Annotated in this window: 15 protein-coding genes; all 15 read right to left on the reverse strand. The window is 38.9% G+C overall.

The annotated features are described in order from the left end of the window. Positions 1–134: 134 nt before the first annotated feature. Positions 135–863, reverse strand: a complete 729-nt coding sequence (locus RBU59_RS10460) for a PadR family transcriptional regulator (protein ID WP_308147811.1) — start codon at positions 861–863, stop codon at positions 135–137. Between the two features lie 199 nt (positions 864–1062). Continuing rightward, complete coding sequence (locus tag RBU59_RS10465; RefSeq protein WP_308147812.1) at positions 1063–3972, reverse strand: glycoside hydrolase family 38 C-terminal domain-containing protein; 2910 nt, start codon at positions 3970–3972, stop codon at positions 1063–1065. A gap of 245 nt (positions 3973–4217) precedes the next feature. Further along, positions 4218–6536: a hypothetical protein gene (locus RBU59_RS10470; protein ID WP_308147813.1), complete on the reverse strand. Its 2319-nt coding sequence runs from the start codon at positions 6534–6536 to the stop codon at positions 4218–4220. Between the two features lie 240 nt (positions 6537–6776). Next, on the reverse strand, positions 6777–8546 hold the full coding sequence (locus tag RBU59_RS10475) for a hypothetical protein (RefSeq protein ID WP_308147814.1): 1770 nt from the start codon (positions 8544–8546) through the stop codon (positions 6777–6779). 71 nt (positions 8547–8617) lie between these two features. Then, complete coding sequence (locus tag RBU59_RS10480) at positions 8618–9508, reverse strand: carbohydrate ABC transporter permease (protein WP_308147815.1); 891 nt, start codon at positions 9506–9508, stop codon at positions 8618–8620. Between the two features lie 74 nt (positions 9509–9582). After that, positions 9583–10530, reverse strand: a complete 948-nt coding sequence (locus RBU59_RS10485; RefSeq protein WP_308147816.1) for an ABC transporter permease — start codon at positions 10528–10530, stop codon at positions 9583–9585. A gap of 374 nt (positions 10531–10904) precedes the next feature. Continuing rightward, positions 10905–12512 carry a response regulator transcription factor gene (locus RBU59_RS10490; protein WP_308147817.1) on the reverse strand — a complete coding sequence of 536 codons (1608 nt, stop codon included), beginning with the start codon at positions 12510–12512 and terminating at the stop codon, positions 10905–10907. Between the two features lie 211 nt (positions 12513–12723). Then, positions 12724–14568 carry a sensor histidine kinase gene (locus RBU59_RS10495; RefSeq protein ID WP_308147818.1) on the reverse strand — a complete coding sequence of 615 codons (1845 nt, stop codon included), beginning with the start codon at positions 14566–14568 and terminating at the stop codon, positions 12724–12726. A gap of 358 nt (positions 14569–14926) precedes the next feature. Then, on the reverse strand, positions 14927–15949 hold the full coding sequence (locus tag RBU59_RS10500; protein ID WP_308147819.1) for an ADP-ribosylglycohydrolase family protein: 1023 nt from the start codon (positions 15947–15949) through the stop codon (positions 14927–14929). Positions 15950–15994: 45 nt separating this feature from the next. Then, on the reverse strand, positions 15995–16921 hold the full coding sequence (locus RBU59_RS10505; protein WP_308147820.1) for a carbohydrate kinase family protein: 927 nt from the start codon (positions 16919–16921) through the stop codon (positions 15995–15997). Between the two features lie 95 nt (positions 16922–17016). Continuing rightward, complete coding sequence (locus RBU59_RS10510; RefSeq protein ID WP_308147821.1) at positions 17017–19155, reverse strand: ADP-ribosylglycohydrolase family protein; 2139 nt, start codon at positions 19153–19155, stop codon at positions 17017–17019. Positions 19156–19226: 71 nt separating this feature from the next. Beyond that, positions 19227–20069, reverse strand: a complete 843-nt coding sequence (locus tag RBU59_RS10515; protein WP_161837748.1) for a carbohydrate ABC transporter permease — start codon at positions 20067–20069, stop codon at positions 19227–19229. Then, the gene (locus RBU59_RS10520; RefSeq protein WP_308147822.1) at positions 20059–20940 is read right to left on the reverse strand and encodes a carbohydrate ABC transporter permease; all 882 of its coding nucleotides are present in this window, start codon (positions 20938–20940) and stop codon (positions 20059–20061) included. Before RBU59_RS10520 ends, RBU59_RS10515 begins: the two co-directional genes overlap by 11 nt. A 195-nt stretch (positions 20941–21135) precedes the next feature. Beyond that, positions 21136–22527 carry an ABC transporter substrate-binding protein gene (locus RBU59_RS10525; RefSeq protein WP_308147823.1) on the reverse strand — a complete coding sequence of 464 codons (1392 nt, stop codon included), beginning with the start codon at positions 22525–22527 and terminating at the stop codon, positions 21136–21138. Between the two features lie 94 nt (positions 22528–22621). Continuing rightward, on the reverse strand, positions 22622–23617 hold the full coding sequence (gene rbsK / locus RBU59_RS10530) for a ribokinase (RefSeq protein WP_308147824.1): 996 nt from the start codon (positions 23615–23617) through the stop codon (positions 22622–22624). Positions 23618–23692 lie beyond the last annotated feature (75 nt).

Consider the following 23692-nt stretch of genomic DNA (forward strand, 5'->3'; position numbering starts at 1 on the left):
CAATATTGGATATACGAATTTATTTGATGGGCAGCTACAGAATACTATTTTTAAAAACAGAATGGCACGTTCCTATCTGCCGCTTCTTAATTTTCTTATGATCTAATTATTCTGTGATTGCCCTGTTTTATAATTTATTTATTATTTACCTGCCTGGTTAGTTCTTCTATTATTTTATCCAAATTAACAACTGCATTACCCGGATCTTTTTTTATGACATCTCTTATGCTGTTAATATAATTTAACTTTTCTTCCACCTCCGAATCGGTATGTTCGGCTTCAATACGGTCAAAATCAAAATTTCTAATCATCACCGCTGTCTGCTCACCGGACTTTATATACTGGTCTATATTTTTTAACAATTCTTCATGCCAGGTGATCTGCCCCCTGATACTATCGATGGTTACAGAGAAGCTTAACCGGTTTAATTCATCGGACTCCTCTCCTGTCTTGATATCCCTCCATTTAATCCAGAAGTTCTCCTGCTCTTTTAAAGCGTCTATATGTTTATTCAGTATCTTTAGACATTCCTCTTTTGTTAAAGTTCTAAGCATGGGGCCGGTTATAAATTTCATTGTGGATATAGGCCAAAGTGGTTTATTCAGTTCTTCCGCCATTTCTTTATAAAGTTCTTTCTTACCGCTTTGCGTAATTTCGTAGATTTTACGGACCCGTGAACCGGTTCTTTCCTCCTTTAATACCTTAATATGTTTCTCTTTCTCCAGTTTTGTAAGAGCATAATAGATAGAACCCGATTGTATCTTCGCCCATTGTTCCATGCCCGAAATCTGCAGGAACTTCTGTATCTCATAACCATGGGTAGGTTTAATATTAATATAATATAAAATAAATCCTCTTATCATTGTATCTCCTTGATCTCATATAAATTTTAGCATTAACCGTAAGAAAAGAAAAGCAAATATCCAACATTGAGTATATATTATAACCAATGTTGGATATTGTCAAGAGGAAATTATATTTTATTTCATACATTTATGAACAAGTTAGATTTTAAAACAATTGCCATCGCTTATGCCATGGTCTACTCATATTATTTAATAATTATATCTCCTCACCGGATATCTGAACCATTACCGTGGAATAAGCAGGTACCGATACACGCACATTTTTTCCTGAGATTGTAACATTACCTTCTAATTCTGTTCCGAATAGATCCACCATACCTGCCCTTTTAGGTTCAGCGGTAAATTCCAGATTAACCTCTGCTTCCTGCCCGCTGATTTCACATATTCTTACTTCCAGTTTCCCCTCCAAACGGAAAATTCCCGACACAATTACATTCTGAGTTTCATTCAGGACTCCCCCATTTATCTTCAGTAAACTTTCTGATAAAGGCAATGTTCCCTCATGAACATTTCCCGATTGATATAACAGCGGGTGAAGTAATTGGGAAACAATATATTGCAAAACCACAGGGTTCTTATCACTAATTCCGGCATACAGGGTTATATTATGAATTCCTCTCTCCGGATACGGATCAGGATTTGTCGTGGAATTAATTAAGGTGCAGCTTAAGCCGTCCTCACTGCCCCGATACCCATATTTGCAATCCGAAGCCAGGAACACCGTCCTGCCGCCTTTTTCAGCCAAGGCTGCACCAAAGGTAAGTCCGGGTACATCTAACTGCATTCCTTTCCTTTCCTGAACTCCGCCGGGTACATCATATAGGAAATTGTCTGTCTCTTTTAATGGCAAATGGTAGAGGAGTACCGGTACCGGTTCTTTCTCCCTGCTGATTTCATGCCAGTCGATCTCCAGATGAATCGTTAAAGCCCTTGCACCCTCTTCTAAGAATACTTCTGTCTTAACCGAGGAATTTTTCACTGTCTGTTCCACTGTAAAACCCTGGCGTAAAGTTCCATTTTCGATTGTTATCTTATTTGTTTGGAAACATTCAGATAAGATATCCGTGTATCTTCCTATCTGCCATGCACTGGAAGAATCCCGTTCCGTTGTGAGATACCTAAGTCCGCCTCGTTCCTTATCTTTTAATAACTCTGCTCCGGTTTCTTTCTCCTTTAAGGAAATCAGAGAACCGTTTTTAAAGTCAAATTCCGCACGGAGGAATTTATTTTCCAAAATGATATTTTCCGTCGGTTTATTGGTTCTCTCGGTGGGCTGAAGGTAAATACTATATTCTTGTGCTTCCTTTTGTGAAAGTACAATCGTAGTAAACCCAAAAGCAGGAGCCTTAACTTTTACCAAAACTCTAAAATATTTATGATCCCAGTAAGTTTTTGGTTTGTTATCAAGTAACTGTATCGGAATTTCTTCTCCGTTAGCTTCCTGGGCATAAAGATAGCGCAGATCTCCGGTATAATCCCAAACCGTCAGCAGACAGTTATCTTCCCTGTCACAGGCTGTTACGTTAAAGATATGATAGATTCTGGTTAGTCCGGCACCCTGCTCTGGCGACGGCATACCTTTTAACGCAGTAATACCATAGCCTGCTCCGGCACCCTCCGACTGCGAATAGGCTTTTCTCTGAACCGGTAAGCCCTCCTCTATAGAGATACCGGAGGTATTAATATTTCCGGCTATAGCCTGCATGGCAAAGGAGGCCCTGGTGCCGGCTGTTGCGATTGAATGGGATATCAGACCCATGGCATGTTCTCTGCTTTCCTGAACACAGGAACCTGTTAAAATATCATGAAAATGGGTGAATAATACACTCTGCCATGCCGATTCATAATGGCCAGCCTGATATTCGGTATGAAGTCTGCCCTTGGCAAATGCATCCAGACACTGGGCTTCATACAGTCCATTCTCAGCTTGACGGTTTCCCAGTTTCAAACGGCTTTGGGTGGTATAACAGCCTGGGAATATAAAGTTAAGTTCCTGTTCTACTACCGGAACTTTATCCCTGACCGACTCTGCCGCATTAAAATAATCATGGAAAGTGCCGAACCGTAATTTAGGAAATACAGGCCATTCCATCATTTCTATAGCTCGTTCAATATCTTTCCTTGTAGGGCCGCCACCATGGTCTCCTACACCGTAAACCACAAGTCCTGTCTTAAGTCCGCCGGAGCGTTTCGCCACATCGATTAAGCCGATAGCAGGCAGCGGAGTAATCCCGCTGTTATACCAGTATTGCTCCCTGTAAACCAATAGTTCCTTACCGGACTTTGAGCGCCAGCGGTATAATGCATTATCTCCGTCCAATCCCCTGCAGTGATAATAATATTTCACACCGCCCAAAGTGTCTAATTCCGGTAAATGAGCGGAATGTCCGAAAGTATCCGGAGAAAAATCAATATCAAGAGAAGCTTCTTCCACTTCCCAATGTTCCTTTAAATACTTCTTGGTATAATAGATATGATTTAATAACGACTCGGCCGACGGCATGTTTTTATCTGTTTCCACCCAGGCAGAAGCCGTGACTTCCCATCGTCCTTCCTTAATCCGCTGTTTCATTTTCTCCTTTAATTCAGGTGCATAGTCCTCAATGATTTTATAAACAGCTGCCTGAGATTGAGAAAAATGAAAGTCAGGATACTCCTCCATTAATTTTAACATAGTCTGAAAAGTAGCTATGGTTGCAGCTACCGTCTCCTGCCAGCCCCACATCCAGTTCATATCAATATGGGCATGAGCCGCCAGAATAAGTTCATATTCTTTTGCTGCCCCGGCAAGGGGTAACAGCATCTGTTCGGCTTCCATACACGTATTATTGGTAAGTGCCCCCTCCACCTCCATCTTATCCAATAGATAATCCAGGGTTTGATGCAGAATATCATCATATTTGCCTTCCAGTTCTTTCGAAAGACGAATTGAGAATTCTATCTCTGCTAAGATTCTCGTATTCCAGACATTTGGTGTGGTTATTCCATAAAATTCTTCCATCGGCTGGCCAAAGGTTTCCTCGTAATGATATTTTTCACGGTTTCCTCCAACCTGCCGCTTTAATCTGGTATATTTTGCTGCCAGATGTTTCGTTTTTTCTTTCACTCTAAAACCTCCTCTTCAAAGTTTTTGAATTGTATCAGTTGTATGTATCCAGTGATTTGATTGCCTGTTGCAATTACCTTTTGAATATCGATAACTCCGTATCAAATTATAATATAAGCAGTTCACAAAATATACAGTTTTTAGTAAAAATTATATTGAATTACAGCGTTCTGTTAATCAATTTCTTTATTGCCAGGGTGCACTCAATCTCACTCAAATCCAGACGCTTATCAACCCGATACTTGTTATTTATAAATACCGTCAATCCTTATTCGTTGGTTCCGGCTCTCATAACTTAATAGAACTGTCCCGGATGATTCATCCCATATAAAATCAACGGGTACCGGAGTTTCATTTTCGTCCTGAGCTTTAACCGATATTACAGGTTTTGGCAGCCTTACCCTAAGATAAGCGTTTATGTGGTCTGCTGCTTTTACATTCATGGTAAATCCTTGCCCCTCGCCTGTTTCTTCCAAGGAAAATACCCTGGCCGAACAGCCGATAACCCTATACTTAACTTCTTCTATTTTAGCAAAGTCAAATAATATGGTAATTTCGTCTTCTTTCAATTGTTTTTCTGTAATGATCTTATAATCGTTCTCCAGCATATCGGCAAACAAACCATGGAACGTATGTACCTTGGATGATTCAGGCAGATCACTTTCACCCATAACCGAGGAAATGATATACGGGCCCCGCCTAATAGTTAACTGATTTGTATACTCCCAGGAACGGCTGTTTAAAGCTAATAATTCTTTCATCCGTTTTCTGAATTTTTCTGCTAATCCCTTAGAGGTACACAGTTTAGCCGGAGCTATATTCCACATCAAAATATATCCCTTTCCGACTTCTGATATGCCGTCTTCCGGTCTGCGGGGTATCCCAAGCATCTCGAATAAATGTTCTGCCGGACTCTCATACCCTGACTGATTTTTATCTTCTGCCAGGGAACGGTTCCACCAGCCTTTTATATTGTGATACGGGTCACTTCCGTCACCGATATACATTAATGACCCACCGTCTTTCACCCAGGCCGCAAGAGCATTATTAACATCGGGAGATTCCGGTTTAATATACTCATAACTTAGAACTAAAGTATTATAATCATCCAGATATCCGGGAAATCTTCTGACATTATCCAGTTGAACCGGTCTGACGGGAAGACCGTATTTTAATAAAGGTAAAACCATACCGAAAAAGTTCGGAAAAGAGCCGCTTTGAACAAATGCAAGATAGTCATCCTTATTGTTAGTCACCGCTTCCATATATGCCTTGCTTTCCTTGGAACAATCCTCTCCTCTATGTTCCCTGTCTTTCAATTCACGCAAGGTTTTTTCCATGTTAATAATATTTTCTTCCGGCACGATACCCTCCGGATAACTTCTCTGGAATAACCCGGAATCTGACATAAATACTCCGATACCGCTATTGATTCCATCAAAAGCATAATCCGTCTGATCCATATCTCCAAACAACTGCACCATACTGTTAAGCAATGTTGCATATTCCCCGGGGATTGCTTTTGCTCCCGGCATATTCGTAGTAGGAATAGTGCCGCCTGCAAGGCCTGCTTTACGAGGAAATACGCCGTTAAATACTCTTCTTGGCCAGGGACAGATTTCATAGGTATGGACTGCAGGATGTAAAAGAGATGCAGCTGCTGTCTTTAGATAATTGTACCTGTAATCCTCCCAGGTATATTCTGTATTGTCTTCAATAGGATCATGAAGAAACCACATTCTTCTGCCGGTACCTTTAACCAGTTCCTGCATAATTCCATATTCAAGATAAGCAGTTTCAAAAGTTCTTTCTTTCACCACTCCCTCATAAACATTAGCGCTTCTGCTGGTGCCTGTCCAGACCTGTGCAATATAACCGTCTACAGCCGGGGAGTCTATTAACCCCCCCTCCGGACTGATAATCTTCCACTGGGTGTAATTCACAAGGCTGTGGGTAGGAATATAAAACCGCAGAACACGGTTATAGTTTGTTAATGCATATTCCTTTAGAGCCGTACCGATACGCCCGATTGCTCTGGCATATAGATATGCTTTTAATTTTGCACATTTATATCTGACATCAAGACCGGTGTGAGGCGGCTGCCAGGGTTCTCTGTAATAAAGAAGGTATTCCCGTTTAAAACTTTCAGAATAACCACCGTAATCCCAGAATTCCGGTTCCTCCATATGGATTGCCATAACACCTGCATCCACGGCGGTTTTTAATTTTTCTGTCAGGTAGTCGGTAAATGCAATGGAAGGAGACATATAGGGTACCTCTTTCCCATGTTTGATATGTTTCCCATACCGGTCCATCTGACTCTCATCCCAATGATTTCTGCCATCATATTTACCGTACAGGTAATCCTGATATTCTCCCCAGGATATACCTGTCATTAAATGAACCACATAACCTTTCTCCCGAAACTGTCTTACCCGTTCCGGCATGGTGGAATCGATACCATAGACCATAATAAAATCACACTGTACATCGATATTCGGCTCCCATGGTGCACTTTCCTGAAACCCTGTTAATTCCTGAGTGCGTTCCCTGATATAAGACATATTGATTTCTCCTTTGCTTTTCTGAAAAATTATTCTTTCTTTTGCTAAAAAATGTGGGTTATATTCTAGGAGCATTGTATAAAACCGATACGGGTTTTCAGGAAGGAATGCTTCTTGTTTACCGCAAAGCTTAATACAAATTTCCAAAACATAACCCACATTTCAGGATAGCACCGGGTAAATTTAAATTCCGACATATTTAAAATCCGTATATTTTATTTATACCGGCTTATTACTGTCTTAATCCAGAATATCGTCTCTTGATTTAGCGCATTCATTTACATAGTTTAAGTAATCTTTAAAGATTCCGTTTTCCTGTGTCATTAAGTAGTCCTGATATTCTTTCAGAATTGATTTTGCTGCCTCTTCGGTATCCGCAAAGAAAGCACGCTGCTGGTAATCTTCCATAGTAGTTCCCTCAAATGCAAACTTCTTAACCTTATCGTAATTCTCATAGTTAATTACAAGTCCTTCTAACGGATAACCGTCCACACGTTCAACCGGACGTGCCAGCATATATTCTGTCTTTTCCGGAGGAGCCGCATCTGCATCACCGGCACCCATTTCACCCCACCAGGTAAAACGTTTATCTGCCTGAAGAGTACGGCCTAAAATATAATTGATACCTTTCTCACGAAGTTCATCATCCACAGAAGAATCACCGGCAGCCTTTCTGGCAAGTATTTCGCTTTTCAGACGAGGCTGACCGTCGCTGTTAAGTTCATAAGTGTCTCCTTCAATACCGTACTGGCAGAGCCGGGCACCTTCTTCACTGTTAACATAATCAAGATAGGTGAGTGCAGCTTCTATATTAGAACAGGAAGTCGGAAAGATTATTGCAGGGGAACCTGCACGGCCGTTTTGTTCAAGCTGTACGATCGGCTGCCCGTCTTTATAAGTCATAGGTCCGACCGGGATGTAGCGCATCTCCGGATGGGAACTGTATAAGCCGGTAAGCTTGGTGGAATTAATAATACTGTTAAACTGGGCGGCGGCAAATAATGCGGTTCCGTTTCCGACCTTTTCATCTGCCTGGGAATCTGTCTGCTTAAAACATTCCACATCCAGCAGCCCCTTGTTAACCAGTTTCCAGATGAACAGATTTTTATTCATCCATTCATCGGTCATTGCAAGATAAGTATAGGTACCGTCTGCCTGTTTTCTATAGTTGCTGAACTTCTTCTCCGCGAAATTAATGCCATATTGAGAATAATCCCAGCCGTTATGATAGGTGGTTGCAACGATGGTGTCGTTACCGTTAACATCTTTAAATCCATGTTCTTTTGCTTTTTCCATAAAATTATACAGATCATCCGCAGTTTTTATAGATGCCGGATCAATTCCCAGTTCTTTCGGTATATCACCGCGGACAAATACACCGTATGTCCAGTTCGTCACGTCCGCATCGTCTCCGGGAGTTTCCTGTGGCAGTATGTACCGGTGACCGTTAAAACCTTTATAATCCAGGTCGTTTTCCAGATAGGACTTGGATACTATACCGATGTCATAGGCATTAGCCAGATTCGGATAATTGGGCAGTAAATCTTCAATGGGGAGAAGCCTTCCTTCTGTTGCGGCCTTTTTGATTACTGCGGTTTCACCACCATTACCTCCCCAATAAGGTGCGTTAATTATATCGGGCATATCACCGGATGCAAATAAGAGATTCAGCTTTTCCACTTCACTCATCATAATGCCTTCGAATTCCACGGTAACTCCGGTTTTTTCTCTGATTTTTTTCGCTACTTCGTTGTTATACTGATCCGATGCCGTTTTAAATCCGCCGTTCCAGCATATCAGCATTTTTAACTTTACATCATCGTATTTCTTCGGACCTGCCTGAGCCTTGTCCCCGCCGGTACTGTCTGCAGTGCCTTCGGTACTTGTACCGGTTCCCTGTGAATCAACAGGTTTTGTCTCTTTCGTATCGTTCCCCGGCTTGCCGCACCCTGAAAGCAGGGACAGCGTCATCACCAATACCATTAGGATACCAAGCAATCTTTTTTTCATATAACACACTCCTTTTTAAATTATTTTGTATGATTTTTATCAGCATTACCTTTTCATGCCGTACATACCGGTTAACCTTTTACGGAACCTATCATGACACCTTTTACATAATACTTCTGCAAAAACGGATATACTATGACAATAGGCATTGTAAGTATCATTACAAAGGCCATCTGCAGGGACTGGCTTGTATAACTGGTCATGGTACTAAGACTTGTTTCCTGACCCAACTTAATAGTGGAGGCGGTAGAGGCCTCACTTAAAAGCCTTTGCAGCAGGGTTGCAGCAGGGTACAAAGCAGTCTTGCTCTGGTAATAAGCACCGGTAAACCAATCATTCCAATGGCCGACACCGATAAATAATGCCAGTGTAGCCAAAACCGGTTTTGCCAGCGGGACATAAATTCCAAACAGAATCCTGGTTTCTCCTGCGCCATCTATCTGGGCGGATTCCCTCAAATCATAGGGAATCGTATCAAAATAGGTTCTAAGGAGCAGGAAATTAAAAAAATTGTAAACCACCGGAATTACATAAAGCATAAAACTTTTTGTCAGCCCCAGGTCACGCAGCAGCATATAGTAGGGAATCATTCCGCCGCCGAATATAGTTGTAAAGTAAAAGAAAAAGGTTAAGAATGTCTTACCCGGCAAAGTTTTAATACTTAATCCATAAGCAAGCAGAGCAGTAAAAAAAAGGCCGATCAGAACACCGATCAAAGTCCTGGATACCGATATGGTTAAGGAATCAAAAATACGGGAATCCTTGAAAGCATGGGTAAAATTTTCTAATGTAAACTCCCTGGGCCAGAAATAAACGCCTCCTCTGACAAAATCCCTTCCGGTATTCAGAGACGCCACCAGTACATACCAGAATGGATATAGGGTTATAAATCCAAACAATGCTAAAAATATGTAATTAAAAAATACAAATAATTTTCGTGATCTTGACTCTTTTATTTTCATGTTAAATACCTCCATGCCGCACGCAGCAGCTTAATTTATGAGAACAAATACTCTCATACCTTAGCAACTAATATTTACCAAATACCTACGTCCATAAACTTTTTGGATACTGTATTGGTAAGAGCCATCAGAGCAAAAGCAAAAACTGATTTAAACAAACCGATTGCTGTCGCGTATTCAAATCGCCCGTAATTCAAACCTGTTTTTAAAACAAAGGTATCCAGAATTTCTGAAATCTGGTTATTAGCCGGCTGCTGTAATAACAGGATCTGATCAAAATTGGCATTTAAAATACCCCCTACGGCAAAAATAAGCATGATACCAATCGTTCCCTTTATGGAGGGAAGTGTGATATGCCAGGTACATTTTAAATGTCCGGCCCCGTCAACGGTAGCCGCCTCATAAAGCTCCTGGCTTACACCGGAAAGTGCCGACAGATAGATAATAGATCCCCATCCGGCGTTTTTCCAGATATCCGAAAGAATTACCATAGGATAGAAATAAGCTTTCTCCCCCATGAAAAAAACAGAACCAAGTCCCATGTTTTGTCTGAAATTATTTATAATACCTCCGTACGGAGTAAAAATAACGGTCATCAGACTGACAACAACTACCCATGATACGAAATTAGGAAGATAGCTCATGGTCTGCACAACTCTTTTGAACTTTTTTGACTTTACTTCATTTAATAATAAGGCAAGTATTATCGGTGCGGGAAAACCGAAAATAATTTTCAAACCGCTGATGATAACGGTATTTTTCATAACAATCCAGAAATCAGGCGATTTCATAAATTCTTCGAAGTTTTTAAAACCCACCCAGGGACTTCCTAAAATCCCCAGATTATAATTATAAGATTTAAAAGCCAAAAGAGCCCCATACATGGGATAATAGCTGAATACCAACAGCCAGATTACACATGGTAAGATAAACAGATATATTATTTTGTGCCTTTTTATCTGTAACCACAATTTCTGAAGTCTGGTCTGTTTGGCTGTCATAACTGTCATGGTATTTTTCACAAGAATTTCTCTCCTTTCATACTGCAAAAAATCAGGTAATAACGAAACTCACATATTATCTCTATATGCCATGCGAATCATACAATTTTAGAGCTGAATCTTGCCCCAAAGCCAAGTGAAACTATAAATTTGTTTGAATTGTATAGAATATTTAAATAGCAATCTTGTTACGTAATCACCTAAGTAAGACATTAAAACCATATTTTTGTTCCTTAACTGTATTAAGTTTACTACTCTTATGTTTTCATTGATATCAACTATTTTCAGATTTTCTATGCACTATTTTAATTTTTATAGTTACAATGCATAAAAAAACCTCAAATGATATACCATTTGAGGTTTTTCTCTACAATGTTTTAAGAATTTATCAAAAATCATTCGTCATTTTCACGAAACTCATTAGGAGTACTCCCTGTATACTTTTTAAAGGTCCGCATGAAATAACTTAAATTATTAAATCCGCAGTTTTCCGATATATCAAGAATGTTCAGCTTTGTTTCCTTTAAAAGTTTCTTCGCGTAATCCATTCTCAGGTTAATAATCTGCTTTGAAATGGTTACACCGAACTCTTTCTTATAGGAAGTCGAGAGATACCCTAAGGATATACAGAATTGCTTGGATAAAAAATTGGTGCATATTTCACTATTGGTGAAATTATTTTCCACATAACTTTTTACTACCAGCAAGACCGAACTTGCATCGGCTGTTACGGCCATCCATTGACCGAGAGCAGTAGTAATGGTTCTGCAAAGATTCTCAATCATCTCTTCACGGCTGGCAAACTTATCAATAATACTGCCTGATAAAGTTTCGGTGCCAAGCATAGATACCACACTCCCGCCCGCTTTTTTTATAGAAGTACGTGCCAGGATGCACATTAACTCAACATACAGCATTCGGACATGGAGGGCTGCACCGGGCTGCTCTGATGAAAAAATGCGGCGTACTGCATCCAGTGTTTGATTTAAATCTCCCGCCGCCAAAAAGTTCTGATACAGCTTTATTTGTTCCTCAGGCAGCTGTACCGCGACATATTTTTTCCATACTTCCCAAAAATAGATATCTCCCTTAGGATTACTCCCGGGTGATAACCTAAGATCCAATGCTTGTCTGGTCTGGTTTATCAGGCTCCCTGATATTGTCTCATCCAAGCCGGATATTCCCATATGTACGGTTCCATCTTTTACCTTACATTGTATTTTACGATAAATTTCGCCGAATTTTCCGGCAAGTTTATTTGAAGCTTTCTTAATATCGGAATCAGCGGATGCGGCAAGTAACGTAATCTGATGCTTATGCATAATATGACTAAATATAAGAAATTCTTCTCCCCCAATTTCCCTGACAACATCCTGAACCATTTGACGAAACCGGTCAATATTTCGATTATCCATTTCCGAACACTCCATATCGCTTTGGTTTTGGTTTAACTGCAGAATGCCAATCTGATAATAAGCTGTTTTTTGCGGAAATAATAATGCCGCCGGGAAATTAAGTTTCGTTTCCATCCCGTTTAAAAACGCAAAAAGCTGCTCTTTCTGTATAACATCCAATTTTTCATCAATAGTTTTATCGAATTGCATGGGAAGTAAAAGTATATTCCGCTGATTGATTACTTTTGAAACAGCAGTGGAAAGTGCCGCATTCAACTCCTCCTGCCTTACCGGCTTTAACAGATAATCCACCACATTAAGAGCAATGGCTTCTTTTGCCAGAGAAAATTCAGAATATCCGGATATCAGTATTGATACTATATTAAGAGAGCTGGTTCTGGCTGCCCTCACCAAATCGATACCGCTCATTTCTCCCATCATAATATCTGTTAGAAGAATGTCCGGTTTGTATTCCTTTATCATATTCAGAGCATCTTCGGCCGAGGCAGCCTCCATTACCCATTTATAATTAAATCCACTGCGGCTGACTTTATATAAAATGTCCCCCCTGGCAAGTTTTTCATCATCTGCAATTAAAATACTAATCAATCCATCCTACCTCCTGATTAATTTATCTCTAAAGATTAAGGTGTCAAAAGGTCAAGTTTGTATTATGAATGATTACCAGCATATATATTCATAAAATGCAGGTTGAGGGACCTTATGACACTCGAATCCTATTAAGTAATTTGAAAAAGATATAATATCTTTCTACCGTAGGGCTATATTTAAGCCTTAAATAGTTTCCAATTACCAAACCTCATCCTTTTATGCCAGGTAAATGCACCAGTACACTTACCCCCATACCTTCTCCTTTACTGATAACCTCAAGACCATATTCTTTCCCGTAGCGCAATCTGATACGGCGGTGTACATTAAGAATTCCAATACTGCCGTTTGCCCATACGGAAGCTGTCATCTGGGATTCCGATTCCATTATTTGTTCTTTAATTTCCATTAATTTGTCCATAGTGATACCTTTTCCATTATCATTGATATCAATTGTAATATCATCTTCCGATTTTTGGGCCGATACATGAAGCCGCCTGTCTCCTTTTCCTTCCGTCATTTGATTTTTAAAACCATGTTTAAAAGCATTTTCAATTAATGGCTGCAAAATAAGTTTAGGCACCTGATAGTCAAGCAGACTTTCATCGATATCTATACTATAGGTAAAAGCATTTTGGTACCTTATACTCTGGATATATAGATAGTCCGATATGTTTTTAAGTTCATCACGCAAGGTCACATGCTGCCTGGATACATCCGACGAATAACGAAACATTGCGGAAAGTGATGATATCATCTCTGCCGTACTATCTGCCCCCTCGATTCCCGCCATTGCTGAAATAGTATTTAAGGTGTTATATAAAAAATGCGGATTGATGCAGGCCATTAAAGCCTCCTGATGTGCGGCCATCACCTGCATTTTAGCTGTATACTCGTCCTGTATCAAGCTTTGAATCCGTCCTTGCATCCGCAAAAGATGGTTATCTATCTTCGCAATTTCATCCTTTCCACCGATAGGCTCAGGCAGCTGTATGTTTTTTTCATCGAACATGTCCATTCTGACAAGTAAGGTTTTTAATCTTCTGTTATAAATAAAATTGGATAAAATAAGCAGCAGCATCATGCCTAAGGTAAGTACGGAAGTGGCATAGATAAAACTGATTCCACCATTTCCTTTCATTTGTTTCGGATTAAACAAGATTACAGCCGTTACATCAATCATATCAACCTGTCTGGTTAAAGCTGTAAACTCCATGGATTCTCCTTTGCTGTTAATAAGAGAAACTTTTTCCGGCAGGGTCATTCCATTTCGTGTGTTTCCGTAAGCATCTTGGATTTGCCTGTAATAGTTATCCTTTTCATCTACCTCTGTTAAATAATCATAAATAATATTTCCTGTTTTGTTATCAAACATATAAACCCCGGTTTCCGCTCCATCTGACGGCAGAAAGAGGTTTGCCGTATCTACGGTAATGGTCTGGCAGCAGTACCCCTGCCCCCCTGCACCAGTATTGGAATTAAAATTATTAATGATTCCGGCCAGCGTCAGATGATTGGAACGGGTTACATTAGAATAACTGAACCACCATTGCGGACTGCTCTGCATCAGTTTATTAAACCAGGATTCATATTGTACTTTTTTAATATTCCAGAAATAATAACCGTCGGCCGGTAAATAGGTATATAATCTATGACTGAGTACATCCTTAGACTGATAGAGAAAAAATGTCATCTCACTGATACTTTGACCCAATTTATTGCTAAGAGTTACCATCTCCGTACGGCTTACATTATTTCTGAAAATATTATCCCTGAGATCGTTGCTCATGGAAACCACACCCATAGCCGTGATATAATTGGATAATTTATCACTTATGGAAGAAACATAAACATCCGCAGACTGATGGTACATTTCATTAAACTCCTGATTGACCTTGATGACATAATTATGTACGATATAACCCAAACTTAGCGTAGCACTGAAAACAATCATCACGGTAAGCAAAAGCATAGAACGCATAAATGTAAATAAAAAAATTTTTTGCACCAAGTGTTTTCCGATTTTTTTCAAATAATTTCTACATTTTTTTATCATAGCTTATCCTTCCCACTAAACTAATTGAATAGTATATTTTATAAATAAAAGATTCCTACATAAAAGTAAAGTGACTGATTGAATGATGTCTCAGGCTTTATTAAAACAAGCTTTATTCGAAAATATCTGCCGAAGAAGTTGAATTAATTATTTAAACTGTTATTATTTTGTATTTAATCGTTTATTCACCTCAGTATAAATAATAACATTTTATAACATATGTTTCCATAGGTTTTATTCCAAATCAGCCGTAAAATATTAAAGCTAAATTTTATTAAGGTTTTATACATTAAAATAGGCTGTGCAAATTTGCAACAGCCTATTTCAATATTTTGGGAGTTTATAATAAAACTATTAATTATCTTGTTTTCATAGTTTTCCTTAGTTCAGTTAACCATTCTGCTGACATGGAAAAATTTATATGATTTGTTTGTTCCAGTGTTTCAACCAATTCAGCCGGAAAATTCTGTCCTCCGAAACCAGCCCCGCATATCCCGCATCCCATAGCGCCAAGGGTATCGGTATCTCCTCCTATGTTTGCACAGTACCGGGCACATTTTATAGGATCACCTTTCGCCAGATAAACCAATGTCAAAGCTGCAGGAACGCTTTCTGTTATAGGAAGTCCGGTTCCAATTACATCATATATTTCATCCAGAATCTTATCTGAAGATTGCTTTTCCCGTTCCATGGAATCGACAATTCTTTTGCCCATTAGAATCCTCTTCCTAATTGAAGCACTTGCCACATCATATCCGTACTTTATACCAATTTCAGCTGCCTCACATGCTGTTTCTAACAGTTTTTCCATAGAACTGCCACCTGAAACCATATAGGAACCGGCAGCTGCTATTGCACTGGCACCACTTATAGCTGCCGATGTATTATGGGTCGGCAGGCATAGTTTATAAACTTCCTTAACCATTTCTTCCATATTCTTAACGGAATACACAAAGCCAATGGGTAGGATTTTCATGGCAGCTCCGTTAGTTATGCCGGTTTTCCCTGTTTCTTCAATCGGAGTACCCTCTTCCAACAGCTTAATTGCTTTTGAAGTACTGGGCCCTATTACAGCAATACTTTTATCAGAGGTTTTTGACCAGTGCTTTAACTTCTTAATATATAAATATGGATCTGCCTTACCTCTGTTTTCATATAACATCTCAGTTACAAAAATAGTATTCATGGTATCATCGGTTACTTCGCCGGCCTTAAGCCCTTTTGATATAGCATTCTCATCCGGACCGGGTTTAAAAGAATGAATTTCACCAAAGTAATCTTTAATCCTTTTTCTGGACCACATTTCAGAGGGCATGCCAAACGCATCACCCAATGCAATTCCAATCATTCCTCCAAGAATTCTATCATAGATCATATCCATATTGTGCTGTACTCCTTAATTTTAATTACTTTGATCTGAGATCAGTCAATCTAGCTTTACAAAATTTTTTATCTGTTCAACAGTCGGGCTATATCTGGCGCCTATTCCGGTACAGGTATAAGCCGCGCAATCCGTTGCTAATTTCATGGAGTTTTCTACGGAATCTTTCTTTAGAAAGTAACTATATAAAAAAGATCCCAGATAGGAATCTCCTGCACCGGTTGTATCTACGCAATTAATTTTTCTGCAGGGAATCTCATATCTATTATCTTCTTTATCATATGCAACCGAACCTTTACTTCCTAAAGTAAATAATAATACACCACTGCAATATTTCCTTAATCTCTTTCTGCACTCTTCTAAATCCGTAGTATCCGTTAATGCATATAACCCCTCCTGACATGGAGCAAATACATCTGTATATGGTAATACATTGAAAATATCTTCTTTTGATATACCAAAACCTTTCATTGTATCCAGTCCAGTCTGCATGTTAAAAGCCGTTTTTCTCCCCGATTCTTTAGCAGTTTTCAGTCCTTTTACTGCCGGTTCAAAAGGAAGTAAATCCGTATAAAATACTGCTGCAGTTTGAATGGCCTCCGTATTTACTTCATCCACGCCTAAGGTATGGAATACATCCCCTAAGTTAAGTAAAATAAATTTCTTTCCGGCACGGTCAATTACTATTTCCGTATGCAAAGTTGTGCCGCCTTTTTTGATAACCATGAAACTGGTATCAACACCCTCCTGCTTCAGGTTCACAATAATTTCTTCTCCTATTTTGTCATCCGATACTTTGCCGACATATCCGCATTTTGCCCCGAGTCTGGCCATTTGAACGATTACATTGGTTCCACTTCCGCCCGGCGCATAGGCAGTATTTTCAACAACGCAGAAAGAATCTTCTCCCGGCAGTTTATCTACTTTCCGAAGTATATCCATAGCTAACGTTCCCAAACCAATAACATCCATACTTTACTCCTTTCAGGGACTGTTTCATAAGCCCCATAATCAATGTATCCTAATAACTTACTAAAATCTTTGAACAGCCTTACGATACTTGAAATTTATGAATACACCTTAATTTTCTGATAACTGCAATGGCTTCCATTCATTACGGAAACTCCAATGAAACCTTCCAGATAAGGATAATCTTTATCCGTATATTCCAAGGTTAAGGTGTCATTTATCACAGCTTTTATATGATTGCCGGAAACACTTACTAAAACCTTGTACTCCTCTCCTAAGTTCCAATAAAAATTGCTTTCAGTCAACGTTATATAGCCATTATCATTTTTTAATAAGGCTGCTTTATGGTCCGGTAATAACGCAATAGCGTAAGAACGAATTGCACCCTGTACACGGAAGTTCATGCCATGATGTTCTCCCAGCAGCGGCGTAAAGTAATATTCAGCCTGGTAATCTTTCCAGTTATAACCTCCGGTATAAGCTTCTGCAAAATCGGAACAGGTAAGGTGCAGACTTTTGTTCTGCAAGTACATCAGTCCTTTTAATCTGGTCATCTGACTGATTTCACGATGCAAACCGTTCCACTTTTCTTCCTCTTCTTTTGAGAAATCCAAAATATAGTCAGCTGCGCCGTCAGCATAGAGGTCATCAATAAACACTGCCAATTCTGTTCTTTCTCCATTGCAGCCGCAAAGGCTAAACTCAAAACCTATTTCATCAATCAGTCCGCCGTGGCTTTTTGGAATTTGAAACACTAATTCTTCCCATTCACCTTTTTTCAGTGAAACCGGCTCACCGGTTAATATCTCATTGCTTCTTTTTTCTCTGGCATATAAACGAACCTTACATTCATTTCCATAAGCAGGCAGATACGCACTTCCATGAATGGTCTGTCCCGGATAAACTAAGGGTGAAAAGCATGGGTCATACCGGCTGTCATGAAAATCTTCCGGCACATAATATACTTTTTTGTAAACATAGATTTTATCACCGGGAACTGCCGGTTTCGCCATGATTTTTAAAGAATGATTTCCGGTATACGCAGTTTCCATACTGTTTTTTAATTCATATTCTAAAGTCTGGTTATCATTTTTACTATCCTTAACCGTGCGGACCCTTATGGCATGGGTAGAACCGGGATACTCAAAATGACAGGAATCCAGACGTTTTTCAAATAACGTTTTAAAAGGTTCCGGAATTTCCTCACCGGTAATTTCATATGCAAGTTTTGCTATATAAGAAGCTCCGAAAGGTATATCCATAATATTTAAGGAACCAACAACACTGGAACATGCCACAAAATCATTAATAGGTTTTCTCCAGTTTTCATAATCAATCCCTGTAAGGCCGCATCTGACACCCATTATAGTTGCTACATTTCCTACATTACAGTCCGTATCCCAGCCGCACATATTGGTAATTGTAATTGTTTTAGAAAAATCTCCCTCTCCATATAATAAACCAAGAATCATAACTGCTATATTGGGGATTATGTGACAGTTACCCGGGTATTTATCGTAGCCAAAATGATCAAAAATGTATCTAAAACAAATCCTCCAGTTTTCAGGGTTATTTTCATGATATTGAATCACCGCTTTCACAACTCTTGTATATTCACAATCTTCCGGTATATAAGTTAACCCTTTTTCTATTATTTTTCTGATATCCTGTTCCACAAAAGCATAACTGATGCAGGCAGCTATAAAAATCCCTCCGTACACACCATTACCGTCGTGGGTAACACTGGCTGCTTCTTTCGCATATTTTGCCGCCAGATCCGGATTACCGGCAGTAACCAGACCCCAGGTATCTATAAATATCTGTCCGCCGATTTGTTCCGCTATGGCAGCTCCATTTTGTTCTATACTTCCGCTTCTTGGTGCTTTTATTCCACTCCTGAGATTTAAATATGCCGTATGTTCCGTTGATACGCCATAACCGCCCCACCAGAAAAAGCCATGTTCGTAAGGTGCGTAATTTAAAAGTGCCTCCGCTACGTCCTGTGCTTTTAATTCCGATTTATCTTTTCTGTTTTCCATTGCTTTTAAGAAAAACAAAGGTCCGTTGCTGTCATCATCTGCCGCAAATTCATGGTAATCAACAGGATAATGAACTAATTCTTCATAGATGTTTTTAATTTTTTCGTAAGTCCATCCCTCAATTGGTGCACCTAAACGGATTCCAATTATTTTAGCAAGCCATCCGGCGTAAATTTTCTCAATATATGCTTCTTTCATGTCAGTTCTCCTTTACACTAAATATAATCTCTTTCCGGTCATACCTTAATTTAAATATCGGTTCTTTCCTTTTATCCTTTTACACTTCCGCTCGTCATTCCCTCAATAAATTTATTACTGAATATAAAGTAAAGTAATATAACCGGCATTATTGAAATCACACTCGCAGTATAAATTCTGGCCATATTGGAAGAATATTCTCCGGTAAACTTAATAAATCTTGTAGCCACGGTTTTTAATTCATCCGTTATAATAAAGGTATTTGACCATAGATACTCATTCCAGGTATTTACGAATACCAGCAATGCTACCGTTAAAAACATAGGTTTGGCAATCGGGAATGTGATTTTAAGCAAACTGCTTAATTCACTGCATCCGTCAATTTTAGCCGCTTCTTCCAGTTCTCTCGGGATTCCGCCAAGAAAAGTGCGAAGTAAAAGCATATTAAACGGAATCTGCATCGCAGTATATACAATAACCAGACTAAATCTAGTATCTAATAGTCCCAGCTTATTCATACAGAAATAATCAGGAACTATGTATAAAAAACCAGGCAGGGAAATTGCTACAAAGAAATATGCCGTGAAAAAACCTCTTAGTTTAAAATGCAGTTTACTTAAAGAATAAGCACCCAGGCCAACTACAGTCAAAACAATAATAATAGTACATCCCCCTATCAGGAAACTATTAAAATAAGCCCTTGCATATCCACCGATTTCCCATGCATCCTTATAGTTATTAAACACCCATTTTGGCGGTAAACCAATCGGCATGGTTTTTACATCAGCATCCGTTTTAAAGGAGTTAATCAGAACCTGAAGCAAAGGATATGCGGAAAAGACAAGCATCAGTGTGAGAAAAATATACTTGAGACCCTCCATTATATTCTGTTTAATTTTCTTCTTACTCTTCATCTTCCATGCCCCCTTTTTTGCTTATATACCTCTGAACAAAATAGAAAATAAGACAAATACCGCTTTGTACAACACACAGAGCATTTGCATATCCTGCCCTATATTTGGTAAATGCATTCTTATAAATCCAGGTGGCTAAAATCTCTGTGGAATTAGCCGGTCCGCCATTGGTCATAACATATACATAATCAAAGGTTAAAAATGACCACATAACAGTCATAATTAAAACAAACGCTATGGTTGCCTTAATTCCGGGAATGGATACATGCAGTAATTCCTGGAAGCGGTTTGCTCCGTCAACTCTGGCAGCTTCATACAACACAGGATCCACCTGCTGTAATGCCCCCAGGAAAAGAACCATAACAAATCCCCACCAGTGCCAGTTGTCTACAAAAGCTACGGAGTATAGTGCTATTTTGGGATTGCCCAGCCATAAGGTATCGGCTAATGAAGTTAACCCTGCTTTATCCAAAAATAAATTGATGCCGTAATAGGGATTCATATATGCTGTGAATATTTTACCGGCAACCGCTGCGGAAATAACATATGGGATAAAATATACCACCCGATAAAACATCTGTCCTTTTTTGATTCTGCTCACTATAATAGAAACAATAAAACCGATTATGATAGGGACTGTTATAAATATTACCAGCCACTTTAAATTATTTATAATAGCTATCTTAACAACAGTATCCTCTGTAAAAATTTCAGTGAAATTATCCAGTCCAATAAAAGTAGCATTGCCGATACCGTTCCAATCAAATAATGACATGGCTAAAGTACTTAAAGATGGCAGTGATACAATACAAAAATGTATAATAAAAGCCGGTAAGATAAATAAATAAGGTACATAACTCTTCTTTCTCATAGTTCTTTATCACTTTCCCCTTCTAAAGTAGTAATACAAAAATCTGCTCCGGGTTGTCATCTAACGTTAACAAACGAGACTGCTGTAAAATTTTCTGAATATAGACCTACAAGACATATTCCTTATACAGGTTTAATATCATAAAGATTTTGCAACAGTCCCATTCGTTTGTAATTATTTAATTACTTCACAGCATTAGGGCACCGTCGGTGCAGTTCCATCTGCTACTGCTGCATCTACAAATTCCTGCACTTTAGTCATATAATCTTCTACTGACAGGCTTCCAAGGAAGAGTGCATCTGTATTTTCATTCATATATGCCCGCGCATCTGCAGGGAAAAATGTCCAGGAACAATAACCAACATTACCAGCTGCCATTGCTTCTTCCATGGTTACATAAATATTATATAATCTTTCATCCATGCCCTTGCCTTCACATTGCTTAATAGAAAATTCCTTTACGGGATAAGGACAATAACTTGCTTCAACAACCCCTTTTTCCATACGATCCATATCAGTAAATAAATAATTAAGTATTTCCGCACATACGTCCGGGTTCTTAGAATTTGTATTAATTGCATATCCGCCTGAGCTGGCGATTGGTAATACCGGTCCCACTCCCTCTTTCATCTCAAAAGGTGTTGCACAGCTCCAATTACAATCAGGATAAGAAGAAATTAAGCTGGAAGCTGCCCATGTTCCATTAATCATCATAGCAGCTTTTCCCTGGGCAAATAATGCTATCATATCATCACCTGTAATAGATTGGGATGCTTTATCTCCTATGTAACCTTTCTGCCACCAGTCTGCCATTAACTGAATACCTCCCGCAACTGATTCATCCGTCATTGGCGTTTTACCCTCCAGTGCACTCTTTAATACTTCAGGTCCCGAAAATCCGCTCATAAACGTGGAATACAGCCAGTCAACAGCACCTACATAATTGGAATTACCAAAAGAAAACGGGATAACATCATTTTTTACCATATCTTCCATAAGTGGTTCCGCTTCTGATATAGTAGTAGGAATTTTCCATCCATGTTCATTAAATACATCATTGTTATAATAAATTACCATACTCTCATACCCTGTTGGTAATGAATACAGCTTTTTATCATAGAAACTGCTGTTATATGCCCAGTCATAGAACATATTGTTCCAACCGTATTTCGATGCATAATCATCCAAAGCTACAATTCTGTCTGCTCTTGCAAATTCAACAACGTCTGATAATCCATCCAGATCCAGAATGTCAGGACCACCACCGCCGGCTACCTGTACCTGTAAGCTTTGTCTGTCATTAAATACTTCAACAGATATGTCATAGTCTGGAAATGCAGCCTGGATCGGTTTCGTATAATATTCATCACGAAGCTGCGTACCAGCCTCATCAGCTGGATAACATGATATTACAATTTTAGGCTTTTCACCTGATTTTGCATTATCTGACTTAGCCTCACCTGAAGCTTTTTCCCCACCGTTATTTCCAGTTTGTGCTGTTTCCGATTTACCTCCTCCGCAGCCAACTAATGACAAAACCAGCGCTGCTGATAATAATACAGAAAACCATTTTTTCATCTTTTTCATTTCTTAATTCTCCTTTTTATTTTTTATGAAGATTATGAACTAAAATAAATTGGCACAATTTAGTTCATAATCGATGGAACAAAATAATTATACTTTATAAGGTTTTAATAATCTCATTCACTTCAGCTCTGTCCGGCAGGGAACTTTGCGCACCCTTTCTGGTTACCACTATAGAAGAAGATATATTTGCAAAAATAATTGCTTCTTCCTCACTTTTGTTTTCTGACAGCCCAACTGTGAGTGCGGCATTAAAGCAATCTCCGGCAGCAGTTGTATCCACACTTTCTACTTTTCTTGCAGGATAAATTTTTTCCGTTTTTTCATTTACCAGTAAAACTCCCTGCTCGCCTAATGTTACCAGAACATTTTTAACACCTCTTTTTAGAAGTTTTCGTGAAGCTTTTATGTAGTCATCCAGGTTCCTGCATTCATAATTTGCTAATTTCATTAGTTCTGATTCATTTGGTGTAATATATTCCAGCATTTTTAATATATCATCCGGTAGTTCTTCCGGAGCCGGTGCAGGATTTAAAATTATTTTTTTATTCAACCGGTTCGCTCTTTTAATACTGTACAGTACAGATTCATATGGTATCTCCATTTGGAGGATTACAAAATCACACCAATGAAATAAATCATCATTCTCTTTTAAATAATCTATATCACATTCACCGTTAGCACCGGAAATTATAACAATGCTGTTATCACCCATCTCATTGACATAAATAATTGCTGTTCCTGTAGGATTTTTTTTTGATACTTTTAACTTTGATACATTTACGCCTGCTTCTTCTAAATTGGATATTTGTATCTTACCGAATTCATCATTACCGACACATCCCAGCATAGATACATCTCCTAATAGTTTCCCCGCTGCACATGCCTGATTGGCACCTTTACCGCCCGGAATATAAGTAAGGGAGTATCCCGAAACCGTTTCCCCAATCCCCGGCATAGTTTTCAATGAAACCATTATATCCATATTAAGGCTTCCAATTACTAGTATTTTCTCTTTCATCCTTAACCTCTCGCCGTTTGTTTTATACATTATGTATATGAAATCATTTTCGTAAACTATTTTCATATACATATTAACTCACTCCTTTGATTTTGTCAATCTGATTTAAAATTTTTTTTGCATTTCTGATTTGCTTAGCTTACTCTT

This window comes from Anaerocolumna sp. MB42-C2, assembly GCF_030913705.1.
Classification (GTDB): Bacteria; Bacillota; Clostridia; order Lachnospirales; family Lachnospiraceae; genus Anaerocolumna.